This is a genomic window from Modicisalibacter coralii, from assembly GCF_004117855.1.
GTDB classification, from domain to species: Bacteria; Pseudomonadota; Gammaproteobacteria; order Pseudomonadales; family Halomonadaceae; genus Modicisalibacter; species Modicisalibacter coralii.
This window is the reverse complement of the sequence record NZ_QWBW01000010.1, coordinates 63,478-80,021: the sequence shown is the minus strand read 5'-3', so window position 1 is coordinate 80,021 and position 16,544 is coordinate 63,478. Positions and strand designations below refer to the sequence as shown.

Sequence of the window (16,544 nt, the reverse complement as noted above, 5' to 3'; positions counted from 1 at the left end):
TGTGAATCGCACAACAACAAGGAGCCCTTCATGCGCATTCCCGTCCTGTACAACGCCCTGCTGGCCGCCGCCGCGACGAGCCTGCTCGCCACCGCGAGCCTGGCCAACGCGGCCACCACCCTCAATCTGAGCTACAACGGCCCGCCCGATGCCGACAAGAACGCCGTGCATCTGTTCGCCACCAACCTCAAGCGGCTGGTCGAGGAGAAGACCGACGGCGACATCCAGCTCAAGCTCTACCCCAACTCCATGCTCGGCGAGGAGCAGGAGCGCATGGAGCAGGTGATCAACACGCCGAGTCTGAACATCGCCTCGTTCGCCGGCCTGTCGCCGATAGTCCCGGAGATCTACGTCAGCGCCATCCCCTTCCTATTCGAGGACTACGACGCCGCCCACCAGTTCTTCGACGAGGGCGATTACTGGAACAAGGTCGAAGGCGCGCTCAAGCAGCGCACTGGCGCCGAACTGCTGGGCGTGATCGAGGAGGGCGGCTTCCTCGATTTCACCAACTCCAAGCGCCCCATCAGCAGCCCGGATGACTTCGAGGGCTTGCGCTTCCGCGCCATGGACCCCAGCCAGGTGGCGCTCTACGAGGCCTTCGGTGCGTCCGGTACGCCGATTCCCTGGACCGATACCTACATGGCGCTCAAGACCAACGTCGCCGACGGCCAGATGAACCCGCCGATGTACATCATCATGGGCAGCCTCTACGAGGTGCAGAAGTACCTGACGTTGGCCAACGTGCAGTATTCGGACCAGTTCCTGATCGCCAACGGCAGCTGGTACGACGGCCTCTCCGATGCCGATCGCCAGGCGATCGACGCGGCCGTGCAGGAGGCCAACGCGCTCAACCGCGAGGACGTCGAGAAACGCGTCGACGAGCGCATTCAGTTCCTCGCCGACAACGGCATGCAGGTGATCGAACCCAGCGACGAGGAACTCGCCGCCTTCCGCGAGAAGGGCCAGCCGGCCTACATCGACTGGCTCCGGCAGAAGGATATCGGCGACGAGTGGATCGAGACGGCGCTCGAGGATGCCGGGCAGGGCGACCTGCTCACCGACTGACCGCTCCCATTCACTCGACGAGGCACGCACTCATGGCCGCTCGTCGGCCATGAGCGCGTGACACCATCATGTTCCGAGATACCCTGCTGACGCTGCTGGGGCGGGTCACCACCGGCCTTGGCGGCCTGGCGCTGCTGATCACCCTGCTCGACATCCTCTACGGTGTCGTTACCCGCTATGTGGTCGGTCAGGCGCCGATCTGGAGCGACGAACTCGCCCGTTACTGCCTGATCGCCTCGGCGCTGCTGATCGCCGGCAATGTCTGGGTGCGCGGCGAGCACATGCGCGTGGCGCTGCTCGAACGCCGCCTCGGCGCGACCGCCCGCCGCGTGCTGCTGGCCTACCAGTGGCTGCTGACGCTGGCGCTGGCCGTGGCGATGACCTGGTGGAGCTGGCACTACGCGCTGTCGGTCGGCTACTTCACCTCCCAGGGCCTGGGCATCAGCCGTACCATCCCCATGCTGGCCATGCCGCTGGGCTTCGGCCTGCTCACGCTGCAGGTGCTGATCCATGGCCCGCGTCCGCTGCCCCAGCCCGGTGCCGACGACACGGCCAGTGCCGAGGGGGCCGCTTCATGATGGTCGCCGCGATGTTCGCCTGCCTGCTGGCCAACACCCTGCTGGGCATTCCGCTGTTCCTGACGCTGATCGTCACCGCGCTGGTGGGCTTCGTGTTCGTCGACCCGGGGATGGTCGCGCGCATGATGCCCCAGCAGTTCTTCGGCGGTCTCAACAGTTTCTCGCTGATGGCGATACCGCTGTTCATCCTCGCCGGCAACCTGATGAACGCCTGCGGCATGACCGAGCGGCTGATGCGCGTCGCGCGGCTGCTGGTCGGCCATCTGCGCGGCGGCATCGGTCACGTCAACGTGGTGGGCAGCGTGTTCATGTCCGGGGTCAACGGCTCGGCGGCCGCCGATGCCTCGGCGCTGGGCGCGCTGCTGGTGCCGGCGATGACCCGCGAGGGCTATTCCACCGCCTTCGCCGCCGGGCTGACCGCCGGCAGTTCACTGATCGGGCCGATCATCCCGCCGAGCATCTTCATGATCCTCTACAGCGCCCAGACCAACACCTCGGTGGGCCAGTTGTTCCTGGGCGGCGTGGTGCCGGGGTTGTTGCTGGCGCTGGCCTTCATGGCCATGAACGCTTTCCATGCCCGGCGCGCCGGCCTCGAGCGGCGCACTTCGCTGCCCGCGATGCGCGAGGTGTTCTCCGCGGTGCGCGGCGCGCTGCCGGCACTGGTCGCGCCCTTCATCATCGTCGCCGGCATCGTGCTGGGCTTCGTCACGCCCACCGAGTCGGGGGCGCTGACCGTGCTCTACGTGGCCCTGTGCGGTCTGGCGATGGGCGAGCTGCGTCCGGGCGCCTTCTGGCGGGCGGTGATCGAGACCACCCGGCTGGCCGCGGCGATCTTCATGATCATCGGCATCTCCTCGGTGATCAGTTGGGAGCTGGCCTACGCCCAGGCGCCGGATCGCTTCGCCGGGCTGCTCGAGCCATTCATCGACTCGCCGGTCATCGTGCTGCTGCTGCTCAGCGCGATCACCTTCGTCACCGGCATGTTCATGGAGGAGGTCTCGGCGCTGATGCTGCTCTCGCCGGTGTTCACGCCGGTCGCGCTGGCCGCCGGCATCGATCCGGTGGCGCTGGGCATCATCATCACCCTGAACATCACCATCGCCCTGATCACGCCGCCGATGGGCGCCTGCCTGTTCATTGCCGCGGCGGTCAGCCGGCTCGACATCACGGTGCTGTTCCGTACCATCTGGCCGTTCATCCTGACGGCAGTGGCGGTCCTGCTGGTGCTGATCCTTTTCCCCGGGCTGATCACCTGGCTACCCGAAACCCTGGGCTGACTGCATCTTGGAAACCAACCGCGTGAACGTGACCGATTCGACCCAACGACCCATCGCCGACATCGCCGAGCCGCAGTGGGAGGCCATCGCGGCGATTCCCATCGTCGACGAGGGCGCGCCGCTGCACCCGTTGAGTCTTGCCGCGCCGGCGCTGCGCACCCTGCCCATCTACCACACCCTGGGCGTGCCCCGGGCGGTACCCGAGTGCTGGACCCGCGAGGCGCTCTATCGCCGCCTGCTCGCGGTGGCGCGCAGCCTGCCTGAGGGCATCGGCCTGGTGGTGCTGGACGCCTGGCGGCCTTACGTCGTGCAGCGCTACCTCTACGACACCCTGCTGGGCATGGTCGAGACCCGCTACGCCGATCTCGACGCCGGCGACCGCCGGGCACTGACCCGGGCCTTCGTCTCGCCGCCCAGCGAGCGCCCGGACTGCCCCAGTCCGCACCTCACCGGCGGGGCGGTGGACGTGGCATTGTGCGATGCCGACGGACTGCTGCTGGACATGGGCTCGGCCTTCGACGAGGCGCGGGCGACCTCGCATACCGTGCATTTCGAGCACCACGCCGACGACGCCGAATCGCGCACCTGGCGCGACCGACGTCGCATCCTCTACCACGCCATGCGTGATGCCGGCTTCGCCAACCTGCCCAGCGAATGGTGGCACTACAGCTACGGCGATCAGATGTGGGCCTGGTACCGCGACGCGCCCCGGGCGCTGTTCGGCCCCACCGGCCCCGACACTCTGGAAGCGCGCTGGCAGCGCTCGCTGGGGCTGGTAGAGGCTTGAGCTCGGGGTCTAGATCGATGCCTCGTTCATGTAGCTGGGCAGCAGTGTCGCCAGTTCGGGAAAGACGATCAGCAGCAAGGCCATCAGGACCATCAGCAGGAACATGGGCAGGGCGGCCCGCGCGATGAACCCCAGATCGTGATTCGTCAGGCTCTTCATGACGAACAGGTTGAAGCCGACGGGCGGAGTGATCTGCGCCATTTCCACCATCACCAGCACGAAGATCCCGAACCACAGCAGGTCGATGCCGGCGTCCTGCAGCATCGGCGCCACCACCGCCATGGTCAGCACCACCGCGGATATGCCGTCGAGGAAGCAGCCCAGCACGATGTAGACCACCATCAGGGCGAGCAGCAGCATGATCGGGGAGAGGTTCAGCGTGCCGACCCATTCGGCGAGCCCCCGGGGCAGCCCGATGTAGCCCATGGACAGGGTCAGGAAGGAGGCGCCGGCCAGGATGAGCGCAATCATGCAGGACGTCTTGACGGTGCCGAGCAGGCTGGATACCAGTGCCTCGACGGTCAGGCTGCGCTGAATGGCGGCGAGCACGAGGGCACCGATGACCCCGAGCGCGGCGGCTTCCGTTGCGGTTGCCAGGCCACTGTACATGGAGCCGATGACCACCAGGATCAGCAAGCCGACCGGGATGAGCAGCCGCGATTCGTGGAGGCGCTGGCGCAGGGGCATCGGCGGCTCCCTGTCCAGCGTCGGCTTGCAGATCAGGTCCCAGGCGATCACGTAGCCCATGAACAGACCCGCCAGCACCAGCCCGGGAAGGATGCCGGCCATGAACAGCTTGGGAATCGACTGGTTGGTGATCACCCCGTAGACGATCATCGTCAGCGACGGCGGGATCATCAGGCCGAGCGTGGAGGCGCCGGCCAGGGTCCCCACCGTCATGAAGTCGGGGTAGCCGCGCCGCGACAGCTCCGGCATCGACATCTTGCCGACCGTGGTCAAGGTTGCGGCGGAGGAGCCGGAAACCGCCGCGAACAGGGTGCAGCCGATGATGTTGGTATGGACCAATCGCCCGGGCAGCCAGCCCAGCCAGGGACTCAACCCTTTGAAGAGACTCTCCGATAGTCGCGTTCGATAGAGGAGTTCGCCCATCCAGATGAACAGCGGTAGGGCGGTCAGGGTCCAACTGGTCGACGAACTCCATAACGTGCTGAACATCGCGCTGCCGATGGGCCGGTCCGTGAACAGCAGCATGCCGATGATACCCACGCCGATCAGCGATAGCCCGACCCAGACGCCGGTTCCCAACAATAGACACAGCACCAGCAGCAATACGCTGGCAAGTTCCAAGAAGTCCATCAGCAACTCCTGGTCGAGGCAGGCTCGGCGGGTGTCGGCGTCGGGCGGAAACAGGCCGACAGCGTCCGGCACAGGTGATCGAACAGACAAAGCGTGAACACTATGGCTCCGGCGGTCAGCAGCGCCTGGGGGATCCACAGCGGGGTCGCGTCCTGCCCCGACGAGACATCGCCGAATCGGTACGACCAGTAGGTGGCGTCCCAGGCGTGCCAGGCAACGAAACCGGCGATCGACGCGGCCACCAGCAGGCACCAGACTTCGAGCAGCGGGCGAAGACGGCCCGCCCGCTCGATCAATAATCCCACCCGGATGTGCCCGCCATCATGGAAGGTATAGGACAGCGCGAAGAAGGTGCCGGTGCCCATCAGGTAACCGGCATAACCGGTGGCGCCGGGAAACGTCGTGCCGGCCCAGCGCATGACGATCTGCGCGACGATGACACCCAGCATGGCGACGACGCTGAGCCCGGCCAGATAGCCGCAGAGACGATAGAGCCGATCGAGCCCTTTGCTCATATGACGCATGGAAGGCCTCCGACAGATGGCGAATGCAACGCCCTTTCCGTCCGGAAAAGGCGTTCGGTGTCACTGCTGTTGGCGATAGGTCTCGACGAGCTGGCGCCCCTCGTCACCGGCCTTTTCCATCCATTCCTGCTGCATTTGTCGGCCGATGCGCTGGAATTCGGCCTCGAGCGATTCGCTGGGCTGATTGATGGCGACGCCTTTTTCGCTCAGCTTCGCCTTGAGCTGTTCGGTCATTGCCTTGGCGCGTTCGATACCGCGTTGTTCGGCTTGCTTGGCGATGGCCCGGATCTCGTCCCGCGTCGCCTGATCCAGCGATTGCCAGCGTTGCTGATTGACGAAGATATGGCTGACCACTAGCCATGCCTTGGCGTCGTAGAATTCGGGCAGGTAACTCCACAATTGATGATTGTAGACCGGCTCGCCGGACGAAATGAGCGACTGGACCATGCCGGTGGCCGCTGCCTGGGAGAGCTCGGCTTCCTCGATCAGGGTCGGCGTCATGCCCATGAGTTCCGCGAAACGGGCCGTGGCGGTGTTGTAGGCGCGGAACTTGAGGCCCTGGGCGTCCTCGGGGCGGTCGATCTCGCGATCGAAGAACAGCCCCTGCGGTGGCCAGGGAATGTGGTAGAGAAGCTCGAGGTTCTGTTCGTTGAGGGTCTCGTCGAGCACGGGCTGGGAGACTTCCCAGAGCGTCTGCGACTCCTCGAAGGAGTCGGCCAGGAAGGGCACCGAGTCGATGCCGAACAGCGGGTTCTCGTTCTGATAGGCGGACAGCAACTGCACGCCGATCTGTGCCTGATCGCGCTGGACCGCACGCTTGATCTCGCTGCCGGGAAACAGCGAGCCCCCCGGATGGACGCGAATGTCGATCTTGCCGTCGGTCGCCTCGCGGACCTGATCGGCAAACCAGGAAACGTTCTCGCTGATGTAATTGTCGGCGGGTTGCGGGGAGGGCATGTCCCACACCTCGGCCTGGGCAGTCAGGCTCCAGCCCAGGCCCAGTGCCAGGGCGATACCGGTGGTCTTGAGACGCGAATTCATGGGGCGTTACCTCTTGTTGGAATAGGGGGCTGACGGGGCGTCTTGTCGTTGTAGCGTGCCGGCGTTCACTGACCCTGGCTGTCCCAGGCGTCTTGCGTATCGCGTGACAGCCGGCGTTTGATGATGCGTTGGCTGGGGGTGTGTTCGAACGCCTCGACCCGGGCGAAATAGCGGGGCCGCTGGTAACTGGCGAGACGCTTTTCCAGCCATTCGTGCAAGGCGTCGAAAGGTACCTCCTGGTCCGGTTTGGGTTTGACGAACAGCTTGATCTCCTGTTCGCCGATATCCGCCGCGACCCCGACGATCGCGCACTCCTCGATGCCGGGATGCTGCTGAACGACGCTTTCGACCTCCCAGGCGGAGACGTTCTCGCCACGACAGCGCACGCTGTCGGTCAGGCGGCCGAGGAAATGCAGATGCCCGTCGGCGTCGAGGCGACCCCGGTCTCCGGTATACAGCTTGCCGTCGCGGAGTGCTTCCGCGCTCGCCTCGGGATTGGCGAAATAGCCGTCGAAGAGCACGCCCGGGCGCTTTTCGCCGACCACGATCTGACCGGTCTCGCCCGGGGGCAATGCCCGGCCCCGTTCGTCGACGATCTCGACGTTCAGCCAGGGCAGCGCCTTGCCGACCGAGCCCGGCCGTCCCTCGGCGTTGCAGGTGGTTAGGCTCGAAGCCTCGGTCATGCCGTAGCACTCACGGATCTCGAACCCGAAGCGCTCCTGCAGGGCGTCCCAGATCTCGCTGGGACAGCCGCCGCCCCAGGCGATGCGCACCCGGTGCGTGGCCTCCGCTGCTTGCACGGGCTGTTTCAACAGAATCTGCAGGACGCCGCCCAGATAATGCACGTGCGTCGCACCGCTGAACTCGACCTGCTGCCAGAAACGGCTCGCGCTGAAGCGTTCCACCAGTGCGAGCTGCACCGGCTGGAACAACGGCAGCAGCAGCATCTGTGCCCCGCCGATGTGATAGAAGGGCTCCCACTGGAAGAAGACATCGCCGGGGCGGATGTCGCATAGCCGTTCCACGCCGTTCAGCGCATGGGTCATCATCGCGTGGGTGACTCGCACGCCCTTGGGCATGCCCGTGGTGCCGGAGGTATACATCAGGGCGTAGAGGTCGGCCATCAGCGGCGGTGGCGACGCCAGTCGCCGCGAGCCTTCCAGCAGGGGGGCTAGGTCATCATCCGCGCCACCCAGTCGCATCAGCGGGGGCAGGTCGGCACCGCAGTCGGTGACGATCGGGAGAAGTTCGCTATCGACGATCAGCAGCGCCGGGGCGCTGTGCTCGAGGATGAACTTCAGGCCCGCCCCCCGCTGGCGGGCATTGACCGGCACCCAGACGATCCCTGCCCTGGCGAGGCCGAACAGCGCCGCGATGGCATGTGGGCTGTTGCCGGTCATCATGGCGACCCGATCGCCGGGTGCCATCCCGTAGTCGTCGCGCAGGTGCGCCGCCAGGGATTCCGCCTGACGGTCGAGGTCGCCGAACGTCAGGGGGCGCCCCTCGAAGGTCCCGAAGTGGCGTTCGGGGGCGCGAGTTGCCAGGCGACTCAACTCGGCAATGAAACTGGTGTCGTTGAGGCTGAAGGTCATGAGGGTCCGGTACTCGTGAGTCGATGGAGGCTTGCTGGCGCGTCGTGGCGGTGGGGTTCAGCCCTTGCGGCGGGCCAGGAAGGCTTCCATCATCCGCGCGGGCTCGCCGGACGCGTAGGCCTCGGCCTGGATGCGTGTCCCGGCCTCGAGGCAGTCGCGGAATCCTGGTTCGGTCATCTCCTTGAAGCGCTGCCGGTCCAGACGCATGGCGACCGGGGGCTTGGCGGCCAGCATCTCGCCCAGGGCCAGGGCTTCCGGCAGCACCTGGTCGGCGGCGACGAGGCGGTTGATCAGGCCCAGCGTCGCGGCTTCGTCGGCATTCATCAGTCGTCCGGTGAGTGTCAAGTCGATGGTGCGCGCCAGGCCCAGATGCTCGCGCATGATCCACGGCCCGGTGGTGCTGGCGATCCCGGAGTCGATCTCGGGCTGGCCCATGCGCACGCCCTCGTGGGCGATACGGAAGTCGCACAGCAGGGCGACCTGGAAGGCCGAGCCCGCGGCGACCCCGTTGAGTGCCGCGATGATGGGCTTCGGACTGCTGCGCAGGGTGTCGTAGAGCCTCTCCCATTCGCCGACCCAGCTCTTGGCTCTTTCGGCGTCGAACGAACGAGTCTCGTTGAGATCCTGCCCGGCGCTGAAGGCGCGATCCCCGGCTCCCGTGAGCACGACGGCCCGAACGCCGTCGTCGGCGGCGAGCGATTCCAGGGCATCGATCAACTGACGGCGCATGTCACTGTGCCAGGCGTTGAGGACCTCGGGGCGGTTGAGCGTGACGATACCGATACGATCTTGCCGGTCGACGAGAATGTAGTCTGACATTTTTTACCTCGTTTGATTGCAATGCGATCACTAATGATCTATATATAATCAAATATAGTCGCATGGTGCGCTTTTGCAACCGTAAAATGTGCCGTGCATGCTGGCGATTGGCGCCACGGATGGAATCACGGAGGGCAACTCATTGAACGACGAAGGAAAAGAAGACCGACTCCTGGTCAAGAGCGTGGTCAAGGCGTTTCGGTTGCTCGAGGTCTTCGATGCGGAGAACCCGGCCCTGAGCGTCAAGCAGCTGGCGGCGCGCTGCAATCTGGACAGGAGCGCGACCCAGCGCTTCGTGCACACTCTGATGCAGCTCGGTTATCTGCAGCGCAATCCCGAGACGCAACTCATCGAACCCAGCGTGCGTACCCTGGATATCGCGGCGCATTTCCTGCATGCGCATCCGCTCGTCGACAAGGCGCGGCCCTACCTGCTGAACCTGAGCAAGGAAACGGAAGGCTCCGTCAGTCTGTCGGTCATGGACGGCGTGGACGTGGTGTATCTGTCACGCCTGCTGAGTCGCAACATGCTGGATACCGACATCACCATCGGCTCCCGGCTGCCGGTCTTCTGCACGGCGCCCGGCCTGGCGATGCTCTCCCGCCTGCCGGAAGCGGAGGCGCGGGAGATCCTGACGCGTTCCTCGTTGCAGGCCTACACACCCAGTACCGTCTGGGAGCCGGCGGCGATCATGGCGCGGCTATCGAGCATTCGCGAGTGCGGCTACGCGCTGTCGGTGGAGGAGTATTTCCTGTCCGATATTTCGCTGGCTGCCGCGGTGCTGGATCGGTACAACCGGCCCCGGGCGGCGGTCAGCATCTCCATGTCGCGATCGCGCAAGATGCCCGAGGCCGCCGAGGAGGAGATATCCGGGTTGTTGATCGCCACGGCGCGCCAGTTGTCGGTCCTGTAGGCCGCAGGGTCGGCTGCGACAGTGATGCCGGCCTCTGTCGACGGGCCTCGTGCCCTGGGTCGTCTCGATCCGGACTCGGGAACCCGGGATAAGAAGCGCCGGGCCCCGGGCATGCCACGGACGCCCTGATTGGCTAGTCTGAAGGGCAACGCGCTGTCGAGGCGCGTGACAACAACGAGCCAGGCAAGGAATTCCGCATGACCCTACGCAATCGTTCTGCTACCGACGCCTGTCGGCGGCTTCGGCTTTTTCAATCCTGCGGTGCGCGCCCGCGTCGAGATTCGGCTGGCCAGGCCGGAATGCAGCGCCGGAAGCATGGTGACATCCGCTCAGGAGGAGGGCCGACATGCGCATGATTACCGCGGAGGACGTGGCCGGGGCGTTGCCCTGGGTATCGCTGGTCGATCGGCTGGAGCGCTGTTTCGTCGAGGGCATCGAGTCGCCGCCGCGCCATCATCACGCCATCCCGCGCAGCGACGGCGAGGCCACCATGCTGCTGATGCCGGCCTGGGAGAAGGGCGGCTACATCGGCATGAAGATGGTCAATGTCTTCCCGCAGAATGCCGACCAAGGACTGCCGGCGATCGCCGGGGTCTATCTGCTCTGCGAGGGCGAGCATGGCCGCCCCCTGGCCTGCATCGAGGGCAGCGAGCTGACGCGGCGGCGGACCGCGGCGGCGTCGGCACTGGCCTGTCGCCGGTTGGCCCGCGCGGACGCCGAATCGTTGCTCGTCGTCGGCACCGGCAAGCTGGCGCCGATGCTGATCGAGGCCCATGCCGCGGTACGCCCCATCAAGCGCGTGCGTGTCTGGGGGCGTAATCCGGCCAAGGCCGCCGGACTGGCCGAGGAATACGCCGGGCGTTTCGACTGCGCGGCGGTCGAGGATCTGGCCTCGGCGGTGGGCGAGGCCGATATCGTCAGTTGCGCGACCCTGTCCAGCGATCCCCTGATCCATGGCGAATGGCTCAAGCCCGGGGCCCACCTCGACCTGGTCGGCGCCTTCCGGCCGACCATGCGCGAGAGCGACGCCGCCTGCCTGACGCGCGGCGAGGTCTTCGTGGATACCTACGCCGGCGCTCGGGGGGAGGCGGGGGATATCCATCAGGCGATCGAGGAGGGGGCCTTCACGTTCGAATCGATTCGCGGCGACCTCGCCGAATTGCTGCGCGGCGAGCGACCGGGGCGCGGTGACGCGCGGGCGATCACCGTGTTCAAGTCGGTCGGCGCCTCGCTCGAGGACCTGGCCGCGGCGATCGAGGTCTGGGAGCGGCTGGCCGATCAGCGGGAGGCGTCCTGACACACCCCAGGTCGGCTATCACTGGCATGAACGCGGCTGCCGGCTACGTGACTTGATCGTTGCTCGGTGGCGGCCTCGACGGAGAGTGGACCATGCATATCGGCATCATCGGTGCGGGGGTGGTGGGCGTGACGACCGCCCATGCGCTGGCCAGCCGTGGCCATCGGGTCACCGTGATCGAACGGCTCGACGCCGCCGGACTCGAAACCAGTCGGGGCAACGCCGGGCAACGCTCCTACGGTTACGTCTATCCCTGGGCCTCGCCGGCGATGATCAAGAAGGCATTGCCCTGGCTGATCAAGCCCCGCGGGCCGCTCAAGATGCGAATACCGCCGACGCCCTGGACCCTGCGTTTCCTGGCGGCGACCTGGCGCTTCGCCAATGCGCCGGGCGTCTTCGAGGCCAACAAGCGCGCGATGCTGCGCCTGGGGGCTTACAGCCGGCAATGTTTTCTCGAACTCGAGGAACACCGGGGGCTGGCTTTCGACGGCTCGCACGGTGGACTGATCGATCTGGCCAGCGACCCAGCCACCGCCGAGAGTCTCAAGGCCACCATGGGCCTGCTCGAGGAGATGGCGATCGATCATCAGTGGCTGACCCCCGAGGCACTGGCCGAGGTCGAGCCGGGGCTGGGCGGCGATGCCCCGCTGGTCGGGGCGTTACGGTTGCCCGGTGACGGCACCGGGGACTGCCAGCGTTTCACCCAAGCGCTGGCCGACGAGTGCCGGCGGCTCGACGTGACCTTCCGCTATGCCACCGAGGTCGGCGAGATCGTCCGCGCGCGTGGCGTGGTGCAGGCATTGCGACTCTCGCCCACCGGCGTGGACGCGGCGGACGGCGGCGAAGACCTCTCGGTGGACGCCCTGGTGATCGCCGCCGGTTGCGCCTCCCCGGGGCTCGCCGAGGCGGTCGGCGTCAGGTTGCCGATCTATCCGGTCAAGGGCTATTCGCTGACGGCGCCGCTCCTGGACCCCGCCCGGGCGCCGCGCTCGACGGTGATCGACGATCGCTACAAGGTCGTGGCGACCCGCCTGGGGAACCGCCTGCGTGCCACCGGCTTCGTCGAGCTGGCCGAGTTCGACCGGCGGATTCCCGAGTCGCGCCTGGCGACCATCCGGGAGGCGGTGGCCTCGCGCTTTCTCGGTGCCGCCGATCTCGAGCGGGCCGAATCCTGGACCGGCTTTCGGCCGATGACCCCCGACGGCCCGCCGGTCATCGGCCGGGCGCGACTCGACAACCTGTATTTCAACACCGGCCACGGCACCTTCGGCTGGACGCTCTCGGCCGGTAGCGCGCAATTGATCGCGCAACTGGTCGATGACGACTCCCTGGCGCTGGATGTCGCGGCGTTCCATCCACGACGGTTCGGCCAATAAGCGTTCCTTCAACCGATCGCTGATCGCGATGTCGCCGACGGCGGGCGTCAGCGCCCCAGGGCGTCCCGGGTGGCGCGCCAGGAGGTTTTCTCGCGCTCGGCATACAGCGCCAGCTCGTCGGTGACCGGGGCACCCAGTGCCGCCTCGAAGGCCTCGCGATTGGCGTTGCCGGTATAGCCCTCGTGCGTGCCATCGCCGAGGTTGGAGCGGAAGATGCCCGCCGCGCTCACCGGCAGGAAGTCCTCGTAGGTGATCGGCCGCGCGGTGATCAGACCGCGCTCGAGCAGGGCCTCGCGGTCGTCGGTATCCACCGGCGCGGCGTCCCGGCCGGCCTGAGTGGGGCGGTACTCGAAGAACGCCAGCTCCCGGCGGCGCAGTTCTGCCTCGTCATCCGGGAAGGCGGCGAAGACCTCGGCCAGTTCGCGCTGGTGCGCCGCGTTGTCGTCGAGCCCTGCCGTGCGCTGGCGCGACTCGCCGAGCAGCCGGTCGTAGAGGGCGCGGCCCTCGGCGGTCAAGGCCATGCCGCGCTGTTCGATCTCGCCGAAGCGGGCGGTATGCGAGCCCTGGCGCTCGCCGGCGAAGCGGATCGTTTCCTCCAGCGCCTTGAAACTGGTCTGGCGCAACAGGATCGGGCAAGCGCGGCGGGGCGGCCCCTCGATCACCGCCTTGGGGTTCATGCCCGCCTGGGGCATGCGCCGCTGGACCTCGTCGATGTCGAGGGTGCGTGGGGTCAGGTGGTTGATGTGCGGACCGCGAAAGCACACCACGTCGGCGATCAGGCGATGCTCCTCGTGCAGCGCCTGATAGGTGTCGAGATCGACGGTGGCGTCCTTGTGCCAGCGGAACGTCTCCAGCGCCTCGGCGACGAAACGCTCCGCCTGCGCTTCGTCCAGGCCGCCCTGCTGCTCGTGACGCGCGATCAGTTCGCGCACGCCGGGGGTGAAGATGTCGCGCTCTTCGAGGATCGCCGCGGCGCGCTCGCGCAGCGCCGGGTCGTCGATCAGTTCCAGGCGCAGCAGCGAGGTGAACAGGCGGAAGGGGTTACGGGCCAGGGCGGCGTCGTCCACCGGGCGGAAGGCCGTGGCGTGGACCGGCACGCCGGCCTCGGAGAGATCGTAATAGCCCACCGGATACATGCCCATGACCGCGAACAGGCGGCGCAGCATGGCGAGTTCGTCGGCGCTGCCGACGCGAATGGCGCCGTGGCGCTCGACACCCAGCCGGTGGAGCTCGTCGTGGGCCGCCAGACGCTCGGCGAGGGCGCTATCCCGCTCGAGCGTCTCGCGGTTCACCTGTTCGACCAGCTCGAGCAGCGTCGCGTACTGGGGCACTTCGCTCTGGTACATGGCCGACATGGCTTTCGAGAAGCGGTCGCGAATCTCGTCGCTGGGTAGGTGGGGCTGAGTCATGATCGGGCTCTCTCCGTGATGGTTGGTGTTGTACGAAAGCTGCCGTGAGACGCGAGGTCGACGCCGGAACGATCACGGCTGCAGCGTCTGCAGTGCCCGCTCCAGGCGCGTCAGTCCGTCATCGAGCCGCTCGGGCTCGATGGTCAGCGGGGGCAGCAGGCGCAGGACGTTGCGCTTGCGCCCGCAGGGCATCAGCAGCACGCCGTGCTCGCGACCGGCGGCCAGCAACGCCGCGAGATGCTCGCCGCCGGTGGCGTTGGCGGTGTCCTCGAAGACGATGCCGCGCATGCAGCCGATACCGGTCAGCCGGCCGAGCATGGGAAAGCGCCCGGCGGCCTGCCAGTCGTGATAGGCCGCGACGATCGCCCGCTCCTGCTGTTCGCCCCAGCGGGCGAGGTTCGCCTCGCTCATCAGCGTCATCACCGCCTGCGCCGCGGCGCAGGCCACCGGGTTGCCGGAATAGGTGCCGCCCAGCCCGCCCTTGGGCAGGGCATTCATGATCTCGGCCTTGCCGGCGACCGCGGCCAGCGGCAGGCCGGCGGCCATGCTCTTGCCCATCAGCAGCAGGTCGGGCTCGATCCCCAGGTGCGAAAAGGCGAAACGCCGCCCGGTGCGACCGAATCCGGACTGGATCTCGTCGACGATCAGCACGATGCCGTGAGTATCGCACAGTGTGCGCAGGCGGGCGGCGAAGTCGCCATCGAGCAGCCGGAAGCCGCCTTCGCCCTGGACCGGCTCGACGATGATCGCGGCGACCTCGTCGGCCGGCAACTCGACCTCGAAGAGTCGTTCGAGAGCGGCCAGGGCGGTGTCGGCGTCGACGCCGCCGTCGCGGCTCGGGAACGGCAGGTGGTGTACCGGGCCGGGCAGCGCGCCGAGCCGGTTCTTGTAGGGCTTGACCTTGCCGTTGAGGTTGAGCGCCGCGAGGGTCCGGCCGTGGAAGCCGTCGTCGAAGGCGATCACCGCCTGGCGGCCGGTCCGGGCGCGGGCCACCTTGAGGGCGTTCTCGGTGGCCTCGGCGCCGCTGTTGGTGAGCATGCAGGTCAGCGGATAGGACACCGGCACGAAGGCAGCGAGTGCCTCGGCGACCGCCAGGTAACCGCGGTGAGGCACGGCATTGAAGGCGCTGTGCATCAGGGTGTCGACCTGCGCCTTGACGGCCTCGACCACGGCCGGATGACCGTGTCCCAGGTTGAGCACGCCGATACCGCCGACGAAGTCGATGTAACGATGGCCGTCCTCGTCCCAGACCTCGGCATTGCGGCCGCGTTCGAGGCACAGAGGATGAACGATACCGAGCGAGTCACTGACGTGAGGGAAGGTCATGCCGGAGTCCTGTCGATTCAGCGGAGGGCGAGGGATGCATCGATCAAAGCAGACGCCGGCGTCGCGCTTCAAACGAAAAAAACTGGCCAGTGCATTCCAAAAAAGACTGAATCTCGCGGTGTGGGGCCCCGGGCCGGTACATCATCATGAAGGGCGCCTTCAGAGCTCATTCGCCGATGGAATGGGCAGGACAGGGTGGACGTGCCGAGAGTTCCGGGCCGTCGACGTGTTCGAGTATCCAGTCGATGAAGCCCCTGACCTTGCCGACGTCACCCTTGTGCTCGGGATAGGCGAGGTAATAGGCGCTGCGGCTGAGCATCGAGAATGACCAGGGGACCACCAGCTGGCCGGCGCGTAGCTCCTCCTCGGCCAGAAAGCTCGGGACCAGCGCGACGCCGCAGCCGGCGCGGGCCGCCTGCATGGCCATGTAGAAGGTATCGAAGCGCGGACCGTGATAGCTGTGCGTGGTGTAGCAGCCCTGGGCCTCGAACCAGTCGTGCCAGGCCTCGGGGCGTGTCGCGCTCTGCAGCAGGACCAGCCGGGTCAGGTCGAGCGGATCGTCGAGCCCTTCGGCGGGCACCAAGGCGGGCGCGCAGACGGCGACCACCCGTTCGTCGAGCAGCTTGATGCACTCGGCTCGGGGCCAGGCGCCGTGACCGAAGAAGAAGGCCACGTCGACGCGCTCGGCTTCGAGGTCGAAGGGCTCCACCCGGTTGCTGATATCGAGATAGACGTTGGGGTGGCGGAAGCGGAAGCCGTTGAGGCGCGGGATCAGCCAGCGCGCGCCAAAGGTGGGCAGGGTGGTGACGTGGAGGACTTCGCTCTGACCGCCGTAGGACTGCATGTAGCGGGTCGACATCTCGACCTGGGCGAGAATCTTGCGGACCTCGGTGAGGTAGAGCGAGCCCTCCGGGGTGACCTGAAGGCGCTTGCGCACACGCCGGAACAGCGGGTGCTCGAGAATCGATTCGAGTTGGGCGACCTGCTTGCTCACCGCGCTCTGGGTCAGGCTCAGTTCGTCGGCGGCGCGGGTAAAGCTCAGATGGCGGGCCGCGGCCTCGAAGCACTGCATGGCGGTGAGAGTCGGCAGGTGACGACGGCCCATGCGGCCCTCCTGATAAGAAAAAAAGGAATGATGTCGGTATAAAACGTCGTTTGAGGCAGGTCAAGTGGCGTGACGATACTGCTGGTGATTTCCCTCACCCCCGTTCAGCAGTAGGAGG

Annotated in this window: 15 protein-coding genes; 7 read left to right on the top strand and 8 right to left on the bottom strand. The window is 66.7% G+C overall.

The window, feature by feature from the left end:
- Positions 1-30: 30 nt before the first annotated feature.
- The 4 genes from D0901_RS06480 (at position 31) to D0901_RS06465 (ending at position 3,707) form a co-directional block, all read left to right on the top strand.
- The gene (locus tag D0901_RS06480) at positions 31-1,065 is read left to right on the top strand and encodes a TRAP transporter substrate-binding protein (protein ID WP_129139484.1); all 1,035 of its coding nucleotides are present in this window, start codon (positions 31-33) and stop codon (positions 1,063-1,065) included.
- 68 nt (positions 1,066-1,133) lie between these two features.
- Complete coding sequence (locus tag D0901_RS06475) at positions 1,134-1,643, top strand: TRAP transporter small permease (protein WP_129139483.1); 510 nt, start codon at positions 1,134-1,136, stop codon at positions 1,641-1,643.
- On the top strand, positions 1,643-2,920 hold the full coding sequence (locus D0901_RS06470; RefSeq protein ID WP_425256168.1) for a TRAP transporter large permease: 1,278 nt from the start codon (positions 1,643-1,645) through the stop codon (positions 2,918-2,920). The genes D0901_RS06475 and D0901_RS06470 overlap by 1 nt, the downstream gene beginning before the upstream one ends.
- A gap of 22 nt (positions 2,921-2,942) precedes the next feature.
- Complete coding sequence (locus D0901_RS06465) at positions 2,943-3,707, top strand: M15 family metallopeptidase (protein WP_129139481.1); 765 nt, start codon at positions 2,943-2,945, stop codon at positions 3,705-3,707.
- A 9-nt stretch (positions 3,708-3,716) separates the two neighbouring features.
- On the opposite strand, the gene D0901_RS06460 is transcribed toward D0901_RS06465, so the two are convergent.
- From D0901_RS06460 to D0901_RS06440, 5 genes are all read right to left on the bottom strand, one after another.
- Positions 3,717-5,024: a TRAP transporter large permease gene (locus D0901_RS06460; RefSeq protein WP_129139480.1), complete on the bottom strand. Its 1,308-nt coding sequence runs from the start codon at positions 5,022-5,024 to the stop codon at positions 3,717-3,719.
- On the bottom strand, positions 5,024-5,548 hold the full coding sequence (locus tag D0901_RS06455; protein ID WP_129139479.1) for a TRAP transporter small permease: 525 nt from the start codon (positions 5,546-5,548) through the stop codon (positions 5,024-5,026). Before D0901_RS06455 ends, D0901_RS06460 begins: the two co-directional genes overlap by 1 nt.
- Before the next feature lie 60 nt (positions 5,549-5,608).
- On the bottom strand, positions 5,609-6,589 hold the full coding sequence (locus D0901_RS06450) for a TRAP transporter substrate-binding protein (RefSeq protein ID WP_129139478.1): 981 nt from the start codon (positions 6,587-6,589) through the stop codon (positions 5,609-5,611).
- 65 nt (positions 6,590-6,654) lie between these two features.
- A complete protein-coding gene (locus tag D0901_RS06445) occupies positions 6,655-8,181 on the bottom strand; it encodes a class I adenylate-forming enzyme family protein (RefSeq protein ID WP_129139477.1) in 1,527 nt (508 codons plus the stop codon).
- 57 nt (positions 8,182-8,238) lie between these two features.
- Positions 8,239-9,000, bottom strand: coding sequence for an enoyl-CoA hydratase/isomerase family protein (locus D0901_RS06440; RefSeq protein WP_129139476.1), 762 nt, complete (start codon positions 8,998-9,000; stop codon positions 8,239-8,241).
- 142 nt (positions 9,001-9,142) lie between these two features.
- Between D0901_RS06440 and D0901_RS06435 the strand changes: the two genes are divergently transcribed.
- From D0901_RS06435 to D0901_RS06425, 3 genes are all read left to right on the top strand, one after another.
- On the top strand, positions 9,143-9,913 hold the full coding sequence (locus D0901_RS06435) for an IclR family transcriptional regulator (protein WP_162500832.1): 771 nt from the start codon (positions 9,143-9,145) through the stop codon (positions 9,911-9,913).
- Between the two features lie 346 nt (positions 9,914-10,259).
- Complete coding sequence (gene lhpI / locus D0901_RS06430; protein ID WP_129139474.1) at positions 10,260-11,210, top strand: bifunctional Delta(1)-pyrroline-2-carboxylate/Delta(1)-piperideine-2-carboxylate reductase; 951 nt, start codon at positions 10,260-10,262, stop codon at positions 11,208-11,210.
- A gap of 92 nt (positions 11,211-11,302) precedes the next feature.
- Positions 11,303-12,586 carry a D-amino acid dehydrogenase gene (locus D0901_RS06425; RefSeq protein WP_129139473.1) on the top strand — a complete coding sequence of 428 codons (1,284 nt, stop codon included), beginning with the start codon at positions 11,303-11,305 and terminating at the stop codon, positions 12,584-12,586.
- A 47-nt stretch (positions 12,587-12,633) separates the two neighbouring features.
- Here D0901_RS06425 and hglS read toward each other — a convergent pair whose 3' ends face one another.
- From hglS to D0901_RS06410, 3 genes are all read right to left on the bottom strand, one after another.
- Entirely contained in the window at positions 12,634-13,995 is a 1,362-nt protein-coding gene (gene hglS, locus D0901_RS06420; RefSeq protein WP_129139472.1) for a 2-oxoadipate dioxygenase/decarboxylase HglS, read from the bottom strand.
- Between the two features lie 72 nt (positions 13,996-14,067).
- Positions 14,068-15,321 (bottom strand): 2-aminoadipate transaminase, encoded by a 1,254-nt coding sequence (locus tag D0901_RS06415; protein ID WP_129139471.1) that lies wholly within the window; start codon positions 15,319-15,321, stop codon positions 14,068-14,070.
- A 166-nt stretch (positions 15,322-15,487) separates the two neighbouring features.
- Positions 15,488-16,426, bottom strand: coding sequence for a LysR family transcriptional regulator (locus D0901_RS06410; protein ID WP_129139470.1), 939 nt, complete (start codon positions 16,424-16,426; stop codon positions 15,488-15,490).
- Positions 16,427-16,544: the final 118 nt, after the last annotated feature.